Origin of the sequence: Shinella sp. S4-D37, from assembly GCF_040812195.1 — a bacterium.
In the GTDB taxonomy this organism is placed as follows: domain Bacteria; phylum Pseudomonadota; class Alphaproteobacteria; order Rhizobiales; family Rhizobiaceae; genus Shinella.
Genome location: NZ_JBFNXL010000005.1, coordinates 700,962 through 715,002 on the forward strand (window position 1 = coordinate 700,962; position 14,041 = coordinate 715,002).

The following is a 14,041-nucleotide window of genomic DNA, read 5'->3' on the forward strand; positions in this document are numbered from 1 at the left end:
GCATCCGGGGGATAGCAAATGGAATACTTCGTCCAGCAGCTCGTCAATGGGCTAACGCTTGGATCTATTTATGGTTTGATAGCCATCGGCTACACCATGGTTTACGGCATCATCGGCATGATCAACTTCGCCCATGGCGATATCTTCATGCTTGGCGGATTCGCAGCCCTCATCGTCTTCCTCGTGCTCACCAGCGTGTTCGTCGGCCTTCCGGTCGTCCTTCTGCTGCTGGTCATGATCGCCGCGGCCATGCTGACGGCGTCCTTGTGGAACTGGACGATCGAGAAGATGGCCTACCGGCCGCTGCGCGGCTCGTTCCGGCTCGCGCCGCTGATCACCGCGATCGGTATGTCGATCGCGCTGTCGAACTTCATTCAGGTCACGCAGGGTCCGCGCAACAAGCCGATCCCGCCGATGGTCTCGTCGGTCTACAACGTCTCCGGCATCTCGATCTCGCTGAAGCAGATCATCATCATGGTGCTGACGGTCATCCTGCTGGGGACCTTCTGGTACGTCGTCAACAAGACCTCGCTTGGCCGCGCCCAGCGCGCGACGGAACAGGACCGCAAGATGGCGGCCCTGCTCGGCATCGACGTGGACCGGACGATCTCCGTGACCTTCATCATGGGTGCATCGCTCGCGGCCGTCGCCGGCACGATGTACCTGATGTATTACGGCGTGACCGTCTTCACCGACGGCTTCATTCCGGGCGTCAAGGCCTTCACGGCTGCGGTCCTCGGTGGCATCGGCTCGCTTCCGGGCGCCGTGCTCGGCGGCATGCTGATCGGCCTCATCGAGAGCCTTTGGTCCGCCTACTTCACCATCGACTACAAGGACGTCGCGACGTTCTCCATCCTCGCCATCGTCCTGATCTTCAAGCCGTCCGGTATTCTCGGGCGACCGGAAGTCGAGAAGGTTTGATCCATGTCCAACATTTCGAACACTCATGAGCGCGCCGGCGGTAACCTGACGGCGCAGGCTCTGCGCGAGGGCTTTTATGCCGGCCTCGTCGCGCTCGGCCTCTTCGTCCTCTTCGTCGGTCTCGAAACCACGCAGAACATCCGCAACGAGCTCGTGCTGAACCAGCGCTGGGGCTTGCTCGCGATCTTCGTGGCCATCGCCGCCGTCGGACGCTTCCTCTCCGTCGCCTACCTGCGCCCCTGGATCGCAGCCCGCAAGGCGGCGGCTTCCACCCGCCCGCAGGACGGCGAAGAAAGCTTCTTCAAGCGCAATTTCAGCAAGATCGCGATTGCCGCTCTGCTGATCTATCCGCCGCTGATGGTCATGATCTTCGGCGTGCAGGGCTCGCTGAAGTGGGTCGACAACTTCGGCATCCAGATCCTCATCTACGTCATGCTCGCCTGGGGCCTGAACATCGTCGTCGGCCTCGCCGGCCTGCTCGACCTCGGCTATGTCGCCTTCTATGCGGTGGGCGCCTATTCCTACGCGCTGCTCTCCCAGCATTTCGGCTTCTCCTTCTGGGTCCTGCTGCCGCTCGCCGGCATCCTTGCCGCCTTCTGGGGCATGATCCTCGGCTTCCCGGTGCTGCGCCTGAAGGGCGACTATCTCGCCATCGTGACGCTGGCCTTCGGGGAAATCATCCGCCTCGTGCTCATCAACTGGACGGAAGTGACCCGCGGCACCTTCGGCGTCTCCGGCATTCCCAAGGCCTCGGTCTTCGGCATCTGGTCGTTCGACGTCAGCGCGCCGAACTATTTCGCCAAGGCCTTCGGCCTGCCGATGTCCTCGGCCTATTACAAGATCTTCCTCTTCTATCTCATCCTGGCGCTGGCCCTGCTCACCGCCTATGTGACGATCCGCCTGCGCCGCATGCCGATCGGCCGTGCCTGGGAAGCGCTGCGCGAGGACGAGATCGCCTGCCGTTCGCTCGGCATCAACACGGTGACGACCAAGCTGACGGCCTTCTCCATCGGCGCGATGTTCGGCGGCTTCGCCGGCTCCTTCTTCGCCGTGCGCCAGGGCTTCGTCTCGCCGGAAAGCTTCGTCTTCCTCGAATCGGCGATCATCCTCGCCATCGTGGTTCTCGGCGGCATGGGCTCGCTCGTCGGCATTGCGGTCGCTGCGGCCGTGATGGTCGGCGGCACGGAACTCCTGCGCGAGATGACCTTCCTGAAGCAGGTGTTCGGGCCCGATTTCACGCCGGAACTCTACCGCATGCTGATCTTCGGCGTCGCCATGGTCGTGGTCATGGTCTGGAAACCGCGCGGCTTCGTGGGAAGCCGCGAGCCGACCGCCTTCCTTCGGGAGCGCAAGGCGGTCTCCGGCAGCTTCACCAAGGAAGGGCACGGCTGATGGTCCTCGGTGCGAACACGGTAGCGATGAACACGATGACGCCAAATACGATGACGGGCGATCCCATTCTCAAGGTCGAGCATCTGTCGATGCGCTTCGGCGGCCTCATGGCCATCAACGACCTGTCCTTCGAGGCCCAGCGCGGCGAGATCACGGCACTGATCGGCCCGAACGGCGCCGGCAAGACCACGGTCTTCAACTGCGTGACCGGCTTCTACAAGCCGACCATGGGCATGATCTCCATGCACCAGAAGGCGGGCAAGAGCTTCCTTCTGGAACGCATGACCGACTTCGAGATCACCCGCGACGCCAAGGTGGCGCGCACGTTCCAGAACATCCGGCTCTTCTCCGGCCTGACGGTTCTCGAAAACCTGCTCGTCGCTCAGCACAACATGCTGATGAAGGCCTCCGGCTACACGATCCTCGGCCTGCTCGGCTTTCCGGCCTACAAGAAGGCCTCGGCGGAATCGATCGAGATCGCCAAGCACTGGCTGGAAAAGGCCCACCTCATCGAGCGCGCCGACGACCCGGCCGGCGACCTGCCCTATGGCGCGCAGCGGCGTCTGGAAATTGCCCGCGCCATGTGCACGGGGCCGGAATTCCTGTGCCTGGACGAGCCGGCGGCGGGCCTCAACCCGCGCGAATCGCTGGCGCTCAACGAACTCCTGCGCTCCATCCGCAAGGACAGCGGCACGTCGATCCTGCTCATCGAGCACGACATGTCGGTCGTCATGGAGATCTCCGACCATGTGGTCGTGCTCGAATACGGGCAGAAGATTTCCGACGGCACGCCGGACCATGTGAAGAACGATCCGAGGGTTATCGCGGCCTATCTCGGTGTTGAAGATGATGAGGTCGAAGAGGTGATCGAGGAAATCGAGGTTATCGCAGAGAGCGAAGGCCCGCAGGGAGGGTCGCACGCATGAGTGATACGCTTCTCAGCGTTCAGGGCGTGGAAACCTATTACGGCAATATCCGCGCACTCGCCGGCGTCAATGTCGATGTGAAGAAGGGCGAGATCGTCAGCCTGATCGGCGCGAACGGCGCCGGCAAGTCGACCCTGATGATGACGATCTGCGGCAGCCCGCAGGCCCGCACCGGCACCATCACCTTCGATGGCGAGGACATCACGCGCCTGCCGACGCATCTCATCGCGCGCCGCCGCATCGCCCAGTCGCCGGAAGGGCGCCGCATTTTTCCGCGCATGACCGTGTTTGAAAACCTTCAGATGGGCGCGAGCCTCGACAATCTGAAGTATTTCGACGAGGACGTGGAGAAGATCTTCACCCTCTTCCCGCGTCTCAAGGAGCGCCAGAGCCAGCGCGGCGGCACGCTTTCGGGCGGCGAGCAGCAGATGCTCTCCATCGGCCGCGCGCTGATGGCGCGTCCGAAGCTGCTTCTGCTCGACGAACCGTCGCTCGGCCTTGCGCCGCTGATCATCAAGCAGATTTTCGACGCCATCAAGGTTCTGAACGAGGAACAGGGGCTGACCGTCTTCCTCGTCGAGCAGAATGCCTTTGCCGCACTCAAGCTGTCCAACAGGGCCTATGTCATGGTCAACGGTCAGGTGACGATGAGCGGTTCGGGCAAGGAACTTCTGGCCAATCCGGAAGTGCGCGCCGCCTATCTGGAAGGCGGACGCCACTAGGGCGGTCGAGGGAGAAAAAAATGCAGGGAATTCTCTACGAAGAGCCGTCCATCTGGCAGTTTCTCTTCATCACCGTGATCATGGGCGGCTGGACCGCCTGGCGCACGGGCAAGAGCGTTGCGGAGAACTGGCAGAACTACGGAACGCTGGTGGTCTACGTGCTTCTGCTCGGCGGGGCGATCCGTTTCATCCATCACGCGCTGTTCCACGGCACCATGCTGACGGTGCAATACTATGTCGTGGACACGGTCGTGCTTTTGTTGTTTGCTACGCTCGGCTACCGCTACTACCGCACGCGGCAGATGACCAATATCTACTACTGGCTCTATGAAAAGGCATCGCCCTTTTCCTGGAAAGCGAAATAACCAGAGGGAAGCCCGCGGCCGGCCTTCGGGCGCGGGACAACGATATCGGCGCAATGATGCGGGTGTTGCGACCGGTTGAAACAAGCCCGCTTTTAAATTTGGGAGTAACAATATGAAGAAGTCTCTCATGTCGGCCGTTGCTTTGGCTGCAATGGTCGCCTTCAGCGGCAGCGCCTGGGCCGACATCCTGATCGGCGTCGGCGGCCCGCTGACCGGCCCGAACGCAGCCTTCGGCGCGCAGTTGCAGAAGGGTGCCGAACAGGCCGCTGCCGATCTCAATGCAGCCGGCGGCATCAACGGCGAGCAGGTCAAGATCGTGCTCGGCGACGACGTCTCCGACCCGAAGCAGGGCGTTTCGGTCGCCAACAAGTTCGTCGCCGACGGCGTGAAGTTCGTGGTCGGCCACTTCAACTCGGGCGTTTCCATCCCGGCTTCGGAAATCTATGCCGAAAACGGCGTTCTGCAGCTTTCCCCGGCTTCGACCAACCCGACCTACACGGAGCGCGGCCTGTGGAACACGTTCCGCGTGTGCGGCCGTGACGACCAGCAGGGCGCGGTAGCCGGCGCCTTCATCGCGGCGAACTTCAAGGACGCCAAGGTCGCCATCCTGCACGACAAGACGCCCTACGGCCAGGGCCTTGCCGACGAAACCAAGAAGGCGACGAACGAAGCCGGCATCACCGAAGCCATCTATGAAGGCGTCAATGTCGGCGACAAGGACTTCTCGGCTCTCATCGCGAAGATGAAGGAAGCCGGCGTCACGGTCGTCTACTGGGGCGGCCTGCACACCGAGTTCGGCCTCATCGAGCGCCAGTCTGCCGACCAGGGCATGAAGGCGCAGTTCATCTCGGGCGACGGCATCGTTTCGAACGAGCTGGCCTCCATCGCCGGCGACGCCGTCGACGGCACGCTGATGACCTTCGCGCCCGACCCGCGCAAGAACCCGGCCGCCAAGGACCTCGTCGAGAAGTTCCGCACGGCCGGCTTCGAACCGGAAGCCTACACGCTCTACGCCTATGCCGCCGTCCAGATCATCGCTGAAGGCGCCAAGGCTGCCGGCGGCACCGATCCGCAGGCCGTTGCCGAAGCCATCAAGTCGAACGGTCCGTTCCAGACCGCGATCGGCGAACTCGGCTTCGACGAGAAGGGCGACATCACCCGCCCGGACTACGTCCTGTACACCTGGAAGAAGGGTGACGACGGCAAGTACACCTACGTCCAGAACGAGTAGTCTGTGCTACGGAACGGGCGGCGCATCGCATGCCGCCCGGCCGCCTGACCTCGAGCCCGGCCTTCGCGCCGGGCTTTTTTGTCGCTGCCCGGGCCTGCGCGACGTCGTGGCCCGAAGCATCCGGACCGAATGTCATGAACGTCAATGCGGAACCATCGTCCGGCGATGAAGGAGAGATCTCCGGGCGCCTCCAGCGCGCGCGGGGGTACGGCCGGCTTGCCGCGAAGGCCTCCGCCGCCGGCACCCGGCTCGACGTGCTCTACCAGGACGGCTGCGCCAACATCCGCCTGCCGAAGACCTTCGACGGCGCCATGGAGGCGATACTGATCAACACGGCCGGCGGGCTTACCGGCGGCGATCGCATAGCATGGGACCTCGAGGCCCGCGCCGGAACGCGCCTGACGGTGACGACGCAGGCCTGCGAGCGGGCCTACAGGGCGCAGGCATCGGCGGCGACGGTGGAAACCCGGGTCGCTGCCGGCGCGGGGGCGCGGGTGGACTGGCTGCCGCAGGAGACCATTCTTTTTAATCGGGCCGCACTCAGCCGCCGGCTGGAGGCGGATCTTGCCGAGGACGCCACGTTCCTTGCGGTCGAGGCCATCCTGCTCGGCCGCAAGGCGATGGGCGAGCGCGTGGAGACGGGGTTCTTCCGCGATCGCTGGCGCATCCGCCGCGCCGGCCGGCTGATCCATGCGGAGGAGACCGCGCTTGCCGGCGGGATCGCGGCGCTGGCGGGCGAGAGGGCGGTGCTGGCCGGCGCCCGCGCCTTTGCCACCGTGGTCTTCTGCGGCCGTGCCGGTGAGGCGCATGTGGAGCCGCTGCGCCGGCTATTGGCCGACGGGGACGGCGGCGTCAGCCAGTGGCAGGACAAGCTCGTCCTGCGCCTCGTCGCGCCCGATGGCCTTGCGCTCAGAAAAAAGCTCGTCCCGATCATTTCGCACTTGCGCGGCGGGGCGGGCGTGCCGAAAGTCTGGACTCTCTGAACCGCGCCGGTTTGCGGGGGGAAGGGGACGGTTTGCGCATGTCGTGCGCGCAAGACCCGGCTGGTATCGCACGACGGGAAGCAAGCGATGGACCGCCCATGAACCTCACTCCCCGCGAAAAGGACAAACTGCTGATCGCCATGGCGGCGATGGTGGCGCGCAAGCGGCTGGAGCGCGGCGTGAAGCTCAACCACCCCGAGGCCATCGCGCTGATCACCGATTTCGTCGTCGAAGGCGCGCGCGACGGCCGCGCCGTCGCGGACCTCATGGAGGCGGGCGCCCATGTGCTGACGCGCGACCAGGTGATGGAGGGCATTCCCGAGATGATCCACGACATCCAGGTAGAAGCGACCTTTCCCGACGGCACGAAGCTCGTGACCGTGCACGAACCGATCAGGTGAACCATGCTGGACCTTCGACCGAACTGCGAATGCTGCGACCGCGACCTGCCGCCGGAAAGCCCGGAGGCGATGATCTGCACGTTCGAATGCACTTTCTGCGCCGATTGCGTGGCGGGCGTTCTGGGCGGCGCCTGCCCGAACTGCGGCGGCGAGTTCGTCCGAAGGCCGGTCCGGCCCGCGGCGCTGCTCGCCAGATATCCGGCATCCACCCGGCGGGTCCTGAAAGCCGAAGGCTGCGGGCCGGCCGCCGCAGCGTGAGGGAAAGACCATGATCCCCGGGGAAATCATCGCCGCGACGGGCGAGATCGAACTCAATGCCGGCCTGCCGGTCATCACCCTCGATGTCTCCAATACCGGCGACCGGCCGATCCAGGTCGGCAGCCACTATCACTTCTACGAGACCAATCCGGGCCTTGCCTTCGACCGGGAGGCGGCGCGGGGCCTGCGCCTCGACATTCCCGCCGGCACGGCGGTGCGTTTCGAACCGGGGCAGACCCGGGCGGTCCGCCTCATCCCCTTTGCCGGCAGGCGCGCGGTCTACGGCTTCCGCCAGCGCGTGATGGGCGCGCTCTGACATGACGATACGCTCCCAGCTCCTCTCCGCCGCCGCGCTCCTCTTGTTGTCCGCCCCGCTGACCTTCGCGCAGGACGGCGAGCCGGCGGTTGATTGCGAAAACGCCCAGGTGCAGATCGAGATGAACATCTGTACGGGCCGCGATTATCAGGCCGCCGACGATGAGCTGAACGCCGCCTACAAGGTGACCATGGCCGCGGCGCGCAAGATGGACGAGCAGGCCAGGGAAATGGGCGATCAGTATGTCGGCGCCGTCGATGCGCTGAAGCGCGCCCAGCGCGCCTGGATCGGCTACCGGGACGGCCAATGTGCGCTGGCCGGCTTCGAGGCGCGCGGCGGCTCGATGGAGCCGATGCTGGTCTCCGGCTGCCTTGCCGACCTGACGCGCAAGCGCACGGCCGAGCTGAAGGCCATTTCCGCCGTCTCCGGCAATTGAGGAGGCGGGCGGTGTCGCGCAGGATCGCCATCGTCGGAAACGGTCCCGTGCCCGAAGGGATGGCCGGGACGATCGATGCCGCCGATGTGGTGATCCGCTTCAACGATTGCCACTCCATGGGGCGCGGCGGTGAAAGAACCGACATCGTCGCCGTCTGCAACACGGGCCGTCCGGCCCTGGCGATGCTGGGCGGCGGGCACTGGAAGGCAAGCGCCGCTGTGCGGCGGGCGCGCGAGATCTGGTGCGTGCGGACGCCGGCGATGTTCGCCGCCATGCGCCCGGCCCTTGCCGTGAGCCATCCCGATCTCGACGATTTCTGCGACGACTACACGCCCGGCTTCGAGACGTTCGCGCGGGCCACCGGCCGGCAGCTTCGCGTGATCCCGGCCGCGGTGCACCATGCGCTCGATGCCGCGCTCGCCGCCTTCGACCCGCCGCCCTATGTGGTGCCGAGTTCCGGGCTGATCGTGATCGCCCATGTGCTCGACGCGGTGGCGAAGGCGGGCGACCGCGTTTCCATCGCCGGCTTCGGCCATGAGGGCTGGCAATGGCACCCCTTTGCCGCGGAACGGCGCTGGGTGGATGCCCAGGCCGCCGCCGGCCGCCTCGATCGACTGGATCATTCACGGCACGGAAGCGATGGCGCTTCGGCCGGAGATGCGCCCGCCCCTCCCGACACGACTCCTGCCTCCCGGGGAAGCTGACCATGTCCTACAGAATGTCCCGCGCCGCCTATGCCGACATGTTCGGCCCGACCGTTGGCGACAGGGTGCGCCTTGCCGATACCGAGCTCTTCGCCGAGGTCGAGAAGGACTTCACCACCTATGGCGAGGAGGTGAAGTTCGGCGGCGGCAAGGTCATCCGCGATGGCATGGGCCAGAGCCAGGCGACGCGTGCCGAAGGCGCGGTCGATACCGTCATCACCAATGCGCTGGTCATCGACCATACCGGCATCTTCAAGGCGGATGTGGGCCTGAAGGACGGCCGTATCGCCGGCCTCGGCAAGGCGGGCAATCCCGATACGCAGCCCGGCGTCACCATTGTCGTCGGCCCCTCGACGGAGGTGATCGCGGGCGAGGGCAGGATCCTCACGGCGGGCGGCATGGATGCCCATATCCACTATATCTGCCCGCAGCAGATCGAGGAGGCGCTGGCCAGCGGCATCACCATGATGCTCGGCGGCGGCTCCGGCCCGGCGCACGGCACGCTTGCCACCACCTGCACCGGCGCCTGGCATATCCAGCGCATGATCGAGAGCTTCGATGCCTTTCCGATGAACCTGGCGCTGGCCGGCAAGGGCAATGCCTCGCTGCCGGCGGCGATCGAGGAAATGGTGAAGGCCGGCGCCTCCGCGCTGAAGCTGCACGAGGATTGGGGCACGACGCCGGCGGCGATCGACTGCTGCCTTTCCGTCGCGGACGAATACGACGTGCAGGTGATGATCCATACGGACACGCTGAACGAAAGCGGCTTCGTCGAGGACACGATGGCCGCCATCAGGGGCCGCACCATCCATGCCTTCCACACGGAAGGGGCGGGGGGCGGGCATGCGCCGGACATCATCAAGGTCTGCGGCCATGCCAATGTCATCCCGTCCTCGACCAACCCGACGCGGCCCTACACGGCCAACACCATCGCCGAGCATCTCGACATGCTGATGGTCTGCCACCACCTCTCGCCGTCGATCCCGGAGGATATCGCCTTCGCCGAGAGCCGCATCCGCAAGGAGACGATCGCGGCGGAGGACATCCTGCACGATATCGGCGCCTTCTCGATCATCTCCTCCGACAGCCAGGCCATGGGCCGCGTCGGGGAAGTAGCGATCCGCACCTGGCAGACCGCCGACAAGATGAAGCGCCAGCGCGGCCGCCTTGCCGGCGAGACGGGCGAGAACGACAACCTGCGCATCCGCCGCTACATCGCGAAATACACGATCAACCCGGCGATCGCCCATGGCCTCAGCCACGAGATCGGCTCCGTCGAGGTGGGCAAGCGGGCGGACCTCGTGCTGTGGACACCGGCCTTCTTCGGCGTGAAGCCGGACATGGTGCTGCTCGGCGGGGGGATCGCCATGGCGCCGATGGGCGACCCGAATGCCTCGATCCCGACGCCGCAGCCGGTGCATTACCGCCCGATGTTCGGCGCCTTCGGCAGAATGCGCACCAGCTCCTCCGTCACCTTCGTATCGCAGGCGGCGATCGATCTCGGGCTGCGCGCGCGGCTCGGCATCGCAAAACAGCTCCTGCCGGTGCGCAACACCCGCGCCATCTCCAAGGCCTCGATGGTGCTGAACGACCTGACGCCGCATATCGAGGTGGACCCGGAGACCTACGAGGTGCGGGCGGACGGCGAGTTGCTGACCTGCGAGCCCGCCACGGTGCTGCCCATGGCGCAGCGCTACTTCCTTTTTTAGGCGATCGTGCAGCCGGCCCGGCCTTCCCGCAAAATTCCTTAACGGAAGTTTCAAAACGGGACAGTTAAACTTCTAGCGAAGGCATTAGCTGAATCTGAAAGAAAGTGCCGTAGGGTCTCCTTGTTCATTGTGGAGAGTTTTATGCGTGGCAAGCTGGCCCTTTGGCTGAGGGCCCAGTGGGAGGCGGGTGTCTTCCAGACGCGGGCCGATATTTCGATGTTCGTGCTGAACACTGTGCTGGTGGCCATCACGCTCGCTACCGCGGGCTCCCTGATGGTCGCGGCAGTCCTTGCGAATTTCGATCTTCTCCCCCATCCCTTCGCCTCTCCCCTCGGCTTCGACACGCCCACGACCGTGCTGATCGCGGCCAGCGTATCGGCGCTGATCGCCTGGCTCTTCGGAATGGCAATCCGCGAAATGGCGCTGTCTCGCGCCAAGTACGAGCGGCTCGCCCGGCTGGATCCGCTGTCGGGCCTCCTCAACCGGCGGGCCTTCATCGAAGGCATGGCAGGAAAGACGGCCGACGGCTTCTTCGTGCTGTTCGATGTAGACCGCTTCAAGCTGGTCAACGACATGCATGGCCATGCGGTGGGCGACGCGGTCATCGTCGCCATCGCGGAGGAGCTGGAGCGGGTGTTCGCGTCCCTCCATCTCGTCGGGCGCTTCGGCGGCGAGGAATTCGCCGTCTTCATCGAGAACGACGACCGCGGCGATTGCAGCCTGCTGGTGGAGGAGGCGCGCCGTTCCGTGGCCGCGCGCCGGATTGCGGCCGCGAGGGGCCCGGTCAGCGTCACCCTGTCGGCCGGTATTGCCGATCGGCCGGCAAGCCGGCCGTTCGAGGCCGTCTTCGAGGCGGCCGACCGCGCGCTCTACCTCGCCAAGTCGCTCGGCCGCGACCGCACGATCCACGAGGACGAGGGCGAGGAACTGCTGGAGCCGAGCCGCCGGATCGCGGCCGGCGGGCGCCGGCGCTGACGATCCACCGGGGCCGGATGACGGACCGGCGCTTCGACGGTTTCCTTGGCCGGGCAAACATGCTTTTGTCGGCGCAATTCGATCCCGCAAGACCCGAGGCCGCTCCTTGCCCCATCGCTCCACCCAGATCCTGCCGCACGGAACCGGCGGAACCCGCACGCCGATCGACGTGGTCGTGCTTGCGCACGACCAGCGCCATGTTCGTCGCAAGCTCCTGCACATGCGGAACGACGATGTCGTGATGCTCGATCTCCGCGAGCCGGTCCAGCTTGCCCACGGCGACCGCCTGCTGACGGAGGAGGGCGAGGTGATCGAGGTCGTCGCCGCCGTGGAGGACCTCTACGAGGTCACGCCGAAGGACCGCGTGCATCTCGTCGAGCTTGCCTGGCACCTCGGCAACCGCCACCTGCCGGCGCAGATCGAGGACGCCCGCATCCTCATCCTGCGCGACCACGTCATCCGTGACATGCTCGCCGGGCTCGGTGCCACGGTGCGGGAGATATCCGAGCCTTTCCATCCGCTGCGCGGCGCCTATCACGGCCACGGGCACCATCATCACGGCCATGGCTGAGGCGATCGATCTCCTGCGGCTGATGACCTGGCTGTCGCCGGCCTTCCCGGTCGGCGCCTTCTCCTATTCCGGCGGGTTGGAACAGGTCGCGGCGGACGGCGACGTGCACGATGCCGGGACCTTGGGGGAATGGCTCTCAAGCCTGCTTGCGCACGGCAATTTGTGGAACGACGCCGTGCTCTTCGCCGAGGCGCACCGGGCTTTCGGCGATGCCGGGCGGCTGGCCGAGGCGGCGGCGCTCGCCGAGGCCCTCGCCGGCTCGGCGGAGCGGCACCGGGAGACCATGCTGCAGGGCGAGGCCTTCCTTGCCGCCGCGGCGCGCTGGCCGCATCCGGTGCTGGCGACGCTCGGTGGCGCGGCGGCCTATCCGGTGGCCGTCGGCGCGGTTTCGGGTGGCCACGGCATCGCCGCCGAAGCGGCGCTTGCCGCCTATCTGCATGCGGTCGCCTCGAACCTCGTTTCGGTCGCCATCCGCTGCGGCATCGTCGGCCAGCGGGGCGGCGTGGCGGTGCTGGCGGACCTGGAGGGGACGATCCTCACGCTCGCCGCGGCCGCCGCCCGCTCGACGCTCGACGATCTCGGTTCGGCGGCCATCCGGGCGGATATCGCCAGCCTGCGGCACGAGACGCTCGCGACACGGCTGTTCCGCTCATGACGGCGCTTGCGGGCCTGCGCGGCGCGGTGCAGGGTTTCAACGACGGGGTGGCGGCGTTCCCGGCCGGCCGCCCCGGATATTCCGGAGGTTTCCCATGATATCGAAGAACGGTCCCCTGCGCGTCGGCATCGGCGGTCCCGTCGGTTCGGGCAAGACGGCGCTCACTGAAAAGCTCTGCAAGGCGATGCGCGGGGAATTTTCCGTCGCCGTCGTCACCAACGATATCTATACGAAGGAGGATGCCGAAGCGCTGGTGCGCATGCAGGCGCTGCCCTCGGACCGTATCGTCGGCGTGGAGACGGGCGGCTGCCCGCACACGGCGATCCGCGAGGATGCCTCGATCAATCTCCAGGCCATCGCCGACCTCAACCGCCGGTTCCCCGATCTCGACGTGGTCTTCATCGAATCGGGCGGCGACAATCTGGCGGCCACTTTCTCGCCGGACCTCGCGGACCTGACGATCTATGTCATCTCGGTCTGCCAGGGCGAGGAGATCCCGCGCAAGGGCGGGCCGGGCATCACGCGCTCGGACCTGCTGGTCATCAACAAGAAGGACCTCGCCCCCCATGTCGGGGCCGATCTCGACGTCATGCAGCGCGATGCCGAGCGCATGCGCGCCGCCCGGCCGTTCGTGTTCTCCGATATGAAGCGGGGAGAGGGCGTCGGACGCATCGTCGACTTCCTGCGCGTCGAGGGCGGGCTCTGATCCCGCCCCCATAGGGCATTTCAGATCCGCCGGAGGGCTTCCGGGTCGCCTATATGAACGAGGCGGCCGCGGACATTGACGCCGTGGCCTCGCAGCATCGAGAAAGCGCGCGACAGCGCCTCGGGCGCAAGGCCCAGTTTGCCGGCAAGCAGGCTCTTCTGGTAGGGCAGGCGGAAGCTGGTGGCCTTGTCCTCCGCCGGGCACTGGGCGAGCAGGTAGCGCGCCACGCGCTGCGGCGCGGTGTGCAGGCGGTCGTCGGCAAGGCTGGCAAAGGCGCGCGCGAGCTGGCCGGAGAGCGCATTGGCGAGCGCCATGGCGAGGTCCGGCCGCCGGGCGGCGATGTCACGCACGCGCTTCAGGTCGAAACGGGCGATGAGGGAGGGTTCCGCGGCCTGGGCGGTCGCGCGATAGCGGCCGGTATCGAGCACGACGCTGGCGCCGATCAGGTCGCCGGGGCCGTAGAGTTCCACATCCGCCTCCCGGCCGTCCGGGTCGAGCTTGTAGACGCGCACATAGCCGGAAAGAACACAATTCAGCATGTCCGCCGGCTCGCCCTCGCGAAACAGCATCTGGCGCGCCGGCAGGTTGCCGATGGCCGCGATTTCCATCATCGCCGCCACGCTCTCCACGCCGAGGGCGGACAGGAGGCCGGAATTCAGCAGGGTTTCCCGTTCCCTGGCACCGGGTTTCATCAGCCTGTTCATCGATCTCACTCCATGCTCCCGCAGGCATCATCGGTCTTCGATGACAGAACGATAGTCGAGGATGGG

At 66.0% G+C, this 14,041-nt stretch carries 18 protein-coding genes; 17 read left to right on the top strand and 1 reads right to left on the bottom strand.

From position 1 onward, the window contains the following. Positions 1–18 precede the first annotated feature (18 nt). From AB3G45_RS10850 to ureG, 17 genes are all read left to right on the top strand, one after another. Positions 19–921 carry a branched-chain amino acid ABC transporter permease gene (locus AB3G45_RS10850; protein WP_367830558.1) on the top strand — a complete coding sequence of 301 codons (903 nt, stop codon included), beginning with the start codon at positions 19–21 and terminating at the stop codon, positions 919–921. Positions 922–924: 3 nt separating this feature from the next. Continuing rightward, on the top strand, positions 925–2,313 hold the full coding sequence (livM, locus tag AB3G45_RS10855) for a high-affinity branched-chain amino acid ABC transporter permease LivM (RefSeq protein WP_367830559.1): 1,389 nt from the start codon (positions 925–927) through the stop codon (positions 2,311–2,313). Positions 2,314–2,348: 35 nt separating this feature from the next. Further along, entirely contained in the window at positions 2,349–3,239 is an 891-nt protein-coding gene (locus AB3G45_RS10860) for an ABC transporter ATP-binding protein (protein ID WP_367833556.1), read from the top strand. Continuing rightward, the gene (locus AB3G45_RS10865; protein WP_367830560.1) at positions 3,236–3,961 is read left to right on the top strand and encodes an ABC transporter ATP-binding protein; all 726 of its coding nucleotides are present in this window, start codon (positions 3,236–3,238) and stop codon (positions 3,959–3,961) included. Before AB3G45_RS10860 ends, AB3G45_RS10865 begins: the two co-directional genes overlap by 4 nt. A gap of 20 nt (positions 3,962–3,981) precedes the next feature. Further along, positions 3,982–4,326, top strand: a complete 345-nt coding sequence (locus AB3G45_RS10870; RefSeq protein ID WP_367830561.1) for a DUF6867 family protein — start codon at positions 3,982–3,984, stop codon at positions 4,324–4,326. Between the two features lie 112 nt (positions 4,327–4,438). Beyond that, a complete protein-coding gene (locus tag AB3G45_RS10875) occupies positions 4,439–5,557 on the top strand; it encodes a branched-chain amino acid ABC transporter substrate-binding protein (RefSeq protein ID WP_367830562.1) in 1,119 nt (372 codons plus the stop codon). 134 nt (positions 5,558–5,691) lie between these two features. Continuing rightward, on the top strand, positions 5,692–6,540 hold the full coding sequence (locus AB3G45_RS10880; protein WP_367830563.1) for an urease accessory protein UreD: 849 nt from the start codon (positions 5,692–5,694) through the stop codon (positions 6,538–6,540). 98 nt (positions 6,541–6,638) lie between these two features. Beyond that, positions 6,639–6,941: an urease subunit gamma gene (locus AB3G45_RS10885; protein WP_367830564.1), complete on the top strand. Its 303-nt coding sequence runs from the start codon at positions 6,639–6,641 to the stop codon at positions 6,939–6,941. A 3-nt stretch (positions 6,942–6,944) separates the two neighbouring features. Next, positions 6,945–7,199 carry a DUF1272 domain-containing protein gene (locus tag AB3G45_RS10890; RefSeq protein WP_367830565.1) on the top strand — a complete coding sequence of 85 codons (255 nt, stop codon included), beginning with the start codon at positions 6,945–6,947 and terminating at the stop codon, positions 7,197–7,199. A 10-nt stretch (positions 7,200–7,209) separates the two neighbouring features. Beyond that, positions 7,210–7,515, top strand: coding sequence for an urease subunit beta (locus AB3G45_RS10895; RefSeq protein WP_367830566.1), 306 nt, complete (start codon positions 7,210–7,212; stop codon positions 7,513–7,515). Between the two features lies 1 nt (position 7,516). After that, the gene (locus AB3G45_RS10900; protein WP_367830567.1) at positions 7,517–7,951 is read left to right on the top strand and encodes a lysozyme inhibitor LprI family protein; all 435 of its coding nucleotides are present in this window, start codon (positions 7,517–7,519) and stop codon (positions 7,949–7,951) included. Between the two features lie 59 nt (positions 7,952–8,010). Then, the gene (locus AB3G45_RS10905) at positions 8,011–8,655 is read left to right on the top strand and encodes a Urease operon accessory protein (protein ID WP_367833557.1); all 645 of its coding nucleotides are present in this window, start codon (positions 8,011–8,013) and stop codon (positions 8,653–8,655) included. A gap of 2 nt (positions 8,656–8,657) precedes the next feature. Further along, complete coding sequence (ureC, locus tag AB3G45_RS10910) at positions 8,658–10,364, top strand: urease subunit alpha (RefSeq protein WP_367830568.1); 1,707 nt, start codon at positions 8,658–8,660, stop codon at positions 10,362–10,364. 141 nt (positions 10,365–10,505) lie between these two features. After that, complete coding sequence (locus AB3G45_RS10915; RefSeq protein ID WP_367830569.1) at positions 10,506–11,339, top strand: GGDEF domain-containing protein; 834 nt, start codon at positions 10,506–10,508, stop codon at positions 11,337–11,339. Positions 11,340–11,445: 106 nt separating this feature from the next. After that, positions 11,446–11,910 (top strand): urease accessory protein UreE, encoded by a 465-nt coding sequence (ureE, locus tag AB3G45_RS10920; protein WP_367830570.1) that lies wholly within the window; start codon positions 11,446–11,448, stop codon positions 11,908–11,910. Further along, the gene (locus AB3G45_RS10925; RefSeq protein ID WP_367830571.1) at positions 11,903–12,565 is read left to right on the top strand and encodes an urease accessory protein UreF; all 663 of its coding nucleotides are present in this window, start codon (positions 11,903–11,905) and stop codon (positions 12,563–12,565) included. The genes ureE and AB3G45_RS10925 overlap by 8 nt, the downstream gene beginning before the upstream one ends. A gap of 94 nt (positions 12,566–12,659) precedes the next feature. Next, a complete protein-coding gene (gene ureG, locus AB3G45_RS10930; protein ID WP_367830572.1) occupies positions 12,660–13,271 on the top strand; it encodes an urease accessory protein UreG in 612 nt (203 codons plus the stop codon). 20 nt (positions 13,272–13,291) lie between these two features. On the opposite strand, the gene AB3G45_RS10935 is transcribed toward ureG, so the two are convergent. Further along, complete coding sequence (locus AB3G45_RS10935) at positions 13,292–13,975, bottom strand: Crp/Fnr family transcriptional regulator (protein WP_367830573.1); 684 nt, start codon at positions 13,973–13,975, stop codon at positions 13,292–13,294. Positions 13,976–14,041: the final 66 nt, after the last annotated feature.

Coding starts and splice junctions, on each gene's coding strand:
- AB3G45_RS10885 (WP_367830564.1), top strand. CDS start 6,639: ATGAACCTCACTCCCCGCGAAAAGGACAAACTGCTGATCGCCATGGCG.
- AB3G45_RS10860 (WP_367833556.1), top strand. CDS start 2,349: ATGACGCCAAATACGATGACGGGCGATCCCATTCTCAAGGTCGAGCAT.
- AB3G45_RS10865 (WP_367830560.1), top strand. CDS start 3,236: ATGAGTGATACGCTTCTCAGCGTTCAGGGCGTGGAAACCTATTACGGC.
- ureC (WP_367830568.1), top strand. CDS start 8,658: ATGTCCTACAGAATGTCCCGCGCCGCCTATGCCGACATGTTCGGCCCG.
- AB3G45_RS10905 (WP_367833557.1), top strand. CDS start 8,011: ATGGCCGGGACGATCGATGCCGCCGATGTGGTGATCCGCTTCAACGAT.
- livM (WP_367830559.1), top strand. CDS start 925: ATGTCCAACATTTCGAACACTCATGAGCGCGCCGGCGGTAACCTGACG.
- AB3G45_RS10925 (WP_367830571.1), top strand. CDS start 11,903: ATGGCTGAGGCGATCGATCTCCTGCGGCTGATGACCTGGCTGTCGCCG.
- AB3G45_RS10900 (WP_367830567.1), top strand. CDS start 7,517: ATGACGATACGCTCCCAGCTCCTCTCCGCCGCCGCGCTCCTCTTGTTG.
- AB3G45_RS10895 (WP_367830566.1), top strand. CDS start 7,210: ATGATCCCCGGGGAAATCATCGCCGCGACGGGCGAGATCGAACTCAAT.
- ureG (WP_367830572.1), top strand. CDS start 12,660: ATGATATCGAAGAACGGTCCCCTGCGCGTCGGCATCGGCGGTCCCGTC.
- AB3G45_RS10875 (WP_367830562.1), top strand. CDS start 4,439: ATGAAGAAGTCTCTCATGTCGGCCGTTGCTTTGGCTGCAATGGTCGCC.
- AB3G45_RS10890 (WP_367830565.1), top strand. CDS start 6,945: ATGCTGGACCTTCGACCGAACTGCGAATGCTGCGACCGCGACCTGCCG.
- AB3G45_RS10870 (WP_367830561.1), top strand. CDS start 3,982: ATGCAGGGAATTCTCTACGAAGAGCCGTCCATCTGGCAGTTTCTCTTC.
- AB3G45_RS10915 (WP_367830569.1), top strand. CDS start 10,506: ATGCGTGGCAAGCTGGCCCTTTGGCTGAGGGCCCAGTGGGAGGCGGGT.
- AB3G45_RS10880 (WP_367830563.1), top strand. CDS start 5,692: ATGAACGTCAATGCGGAACCATCGTCCGGCGATGAAGGAGAGATCTCC.
- AB3G45_RS10850 (WP_367830558.1), top strand. CDS start 19: ATGGAATACTTCGTCCAGCAGCTCGTCAATGGGCTAACGCTTGGATCT.
- AB3G45_RS10935 (WP_367830573.1), bottom strand. CDS start 13,975: ATGAACAGGCTGATGAAACCCGGTGCCAGGGAACGGGAAACCCTGCTG.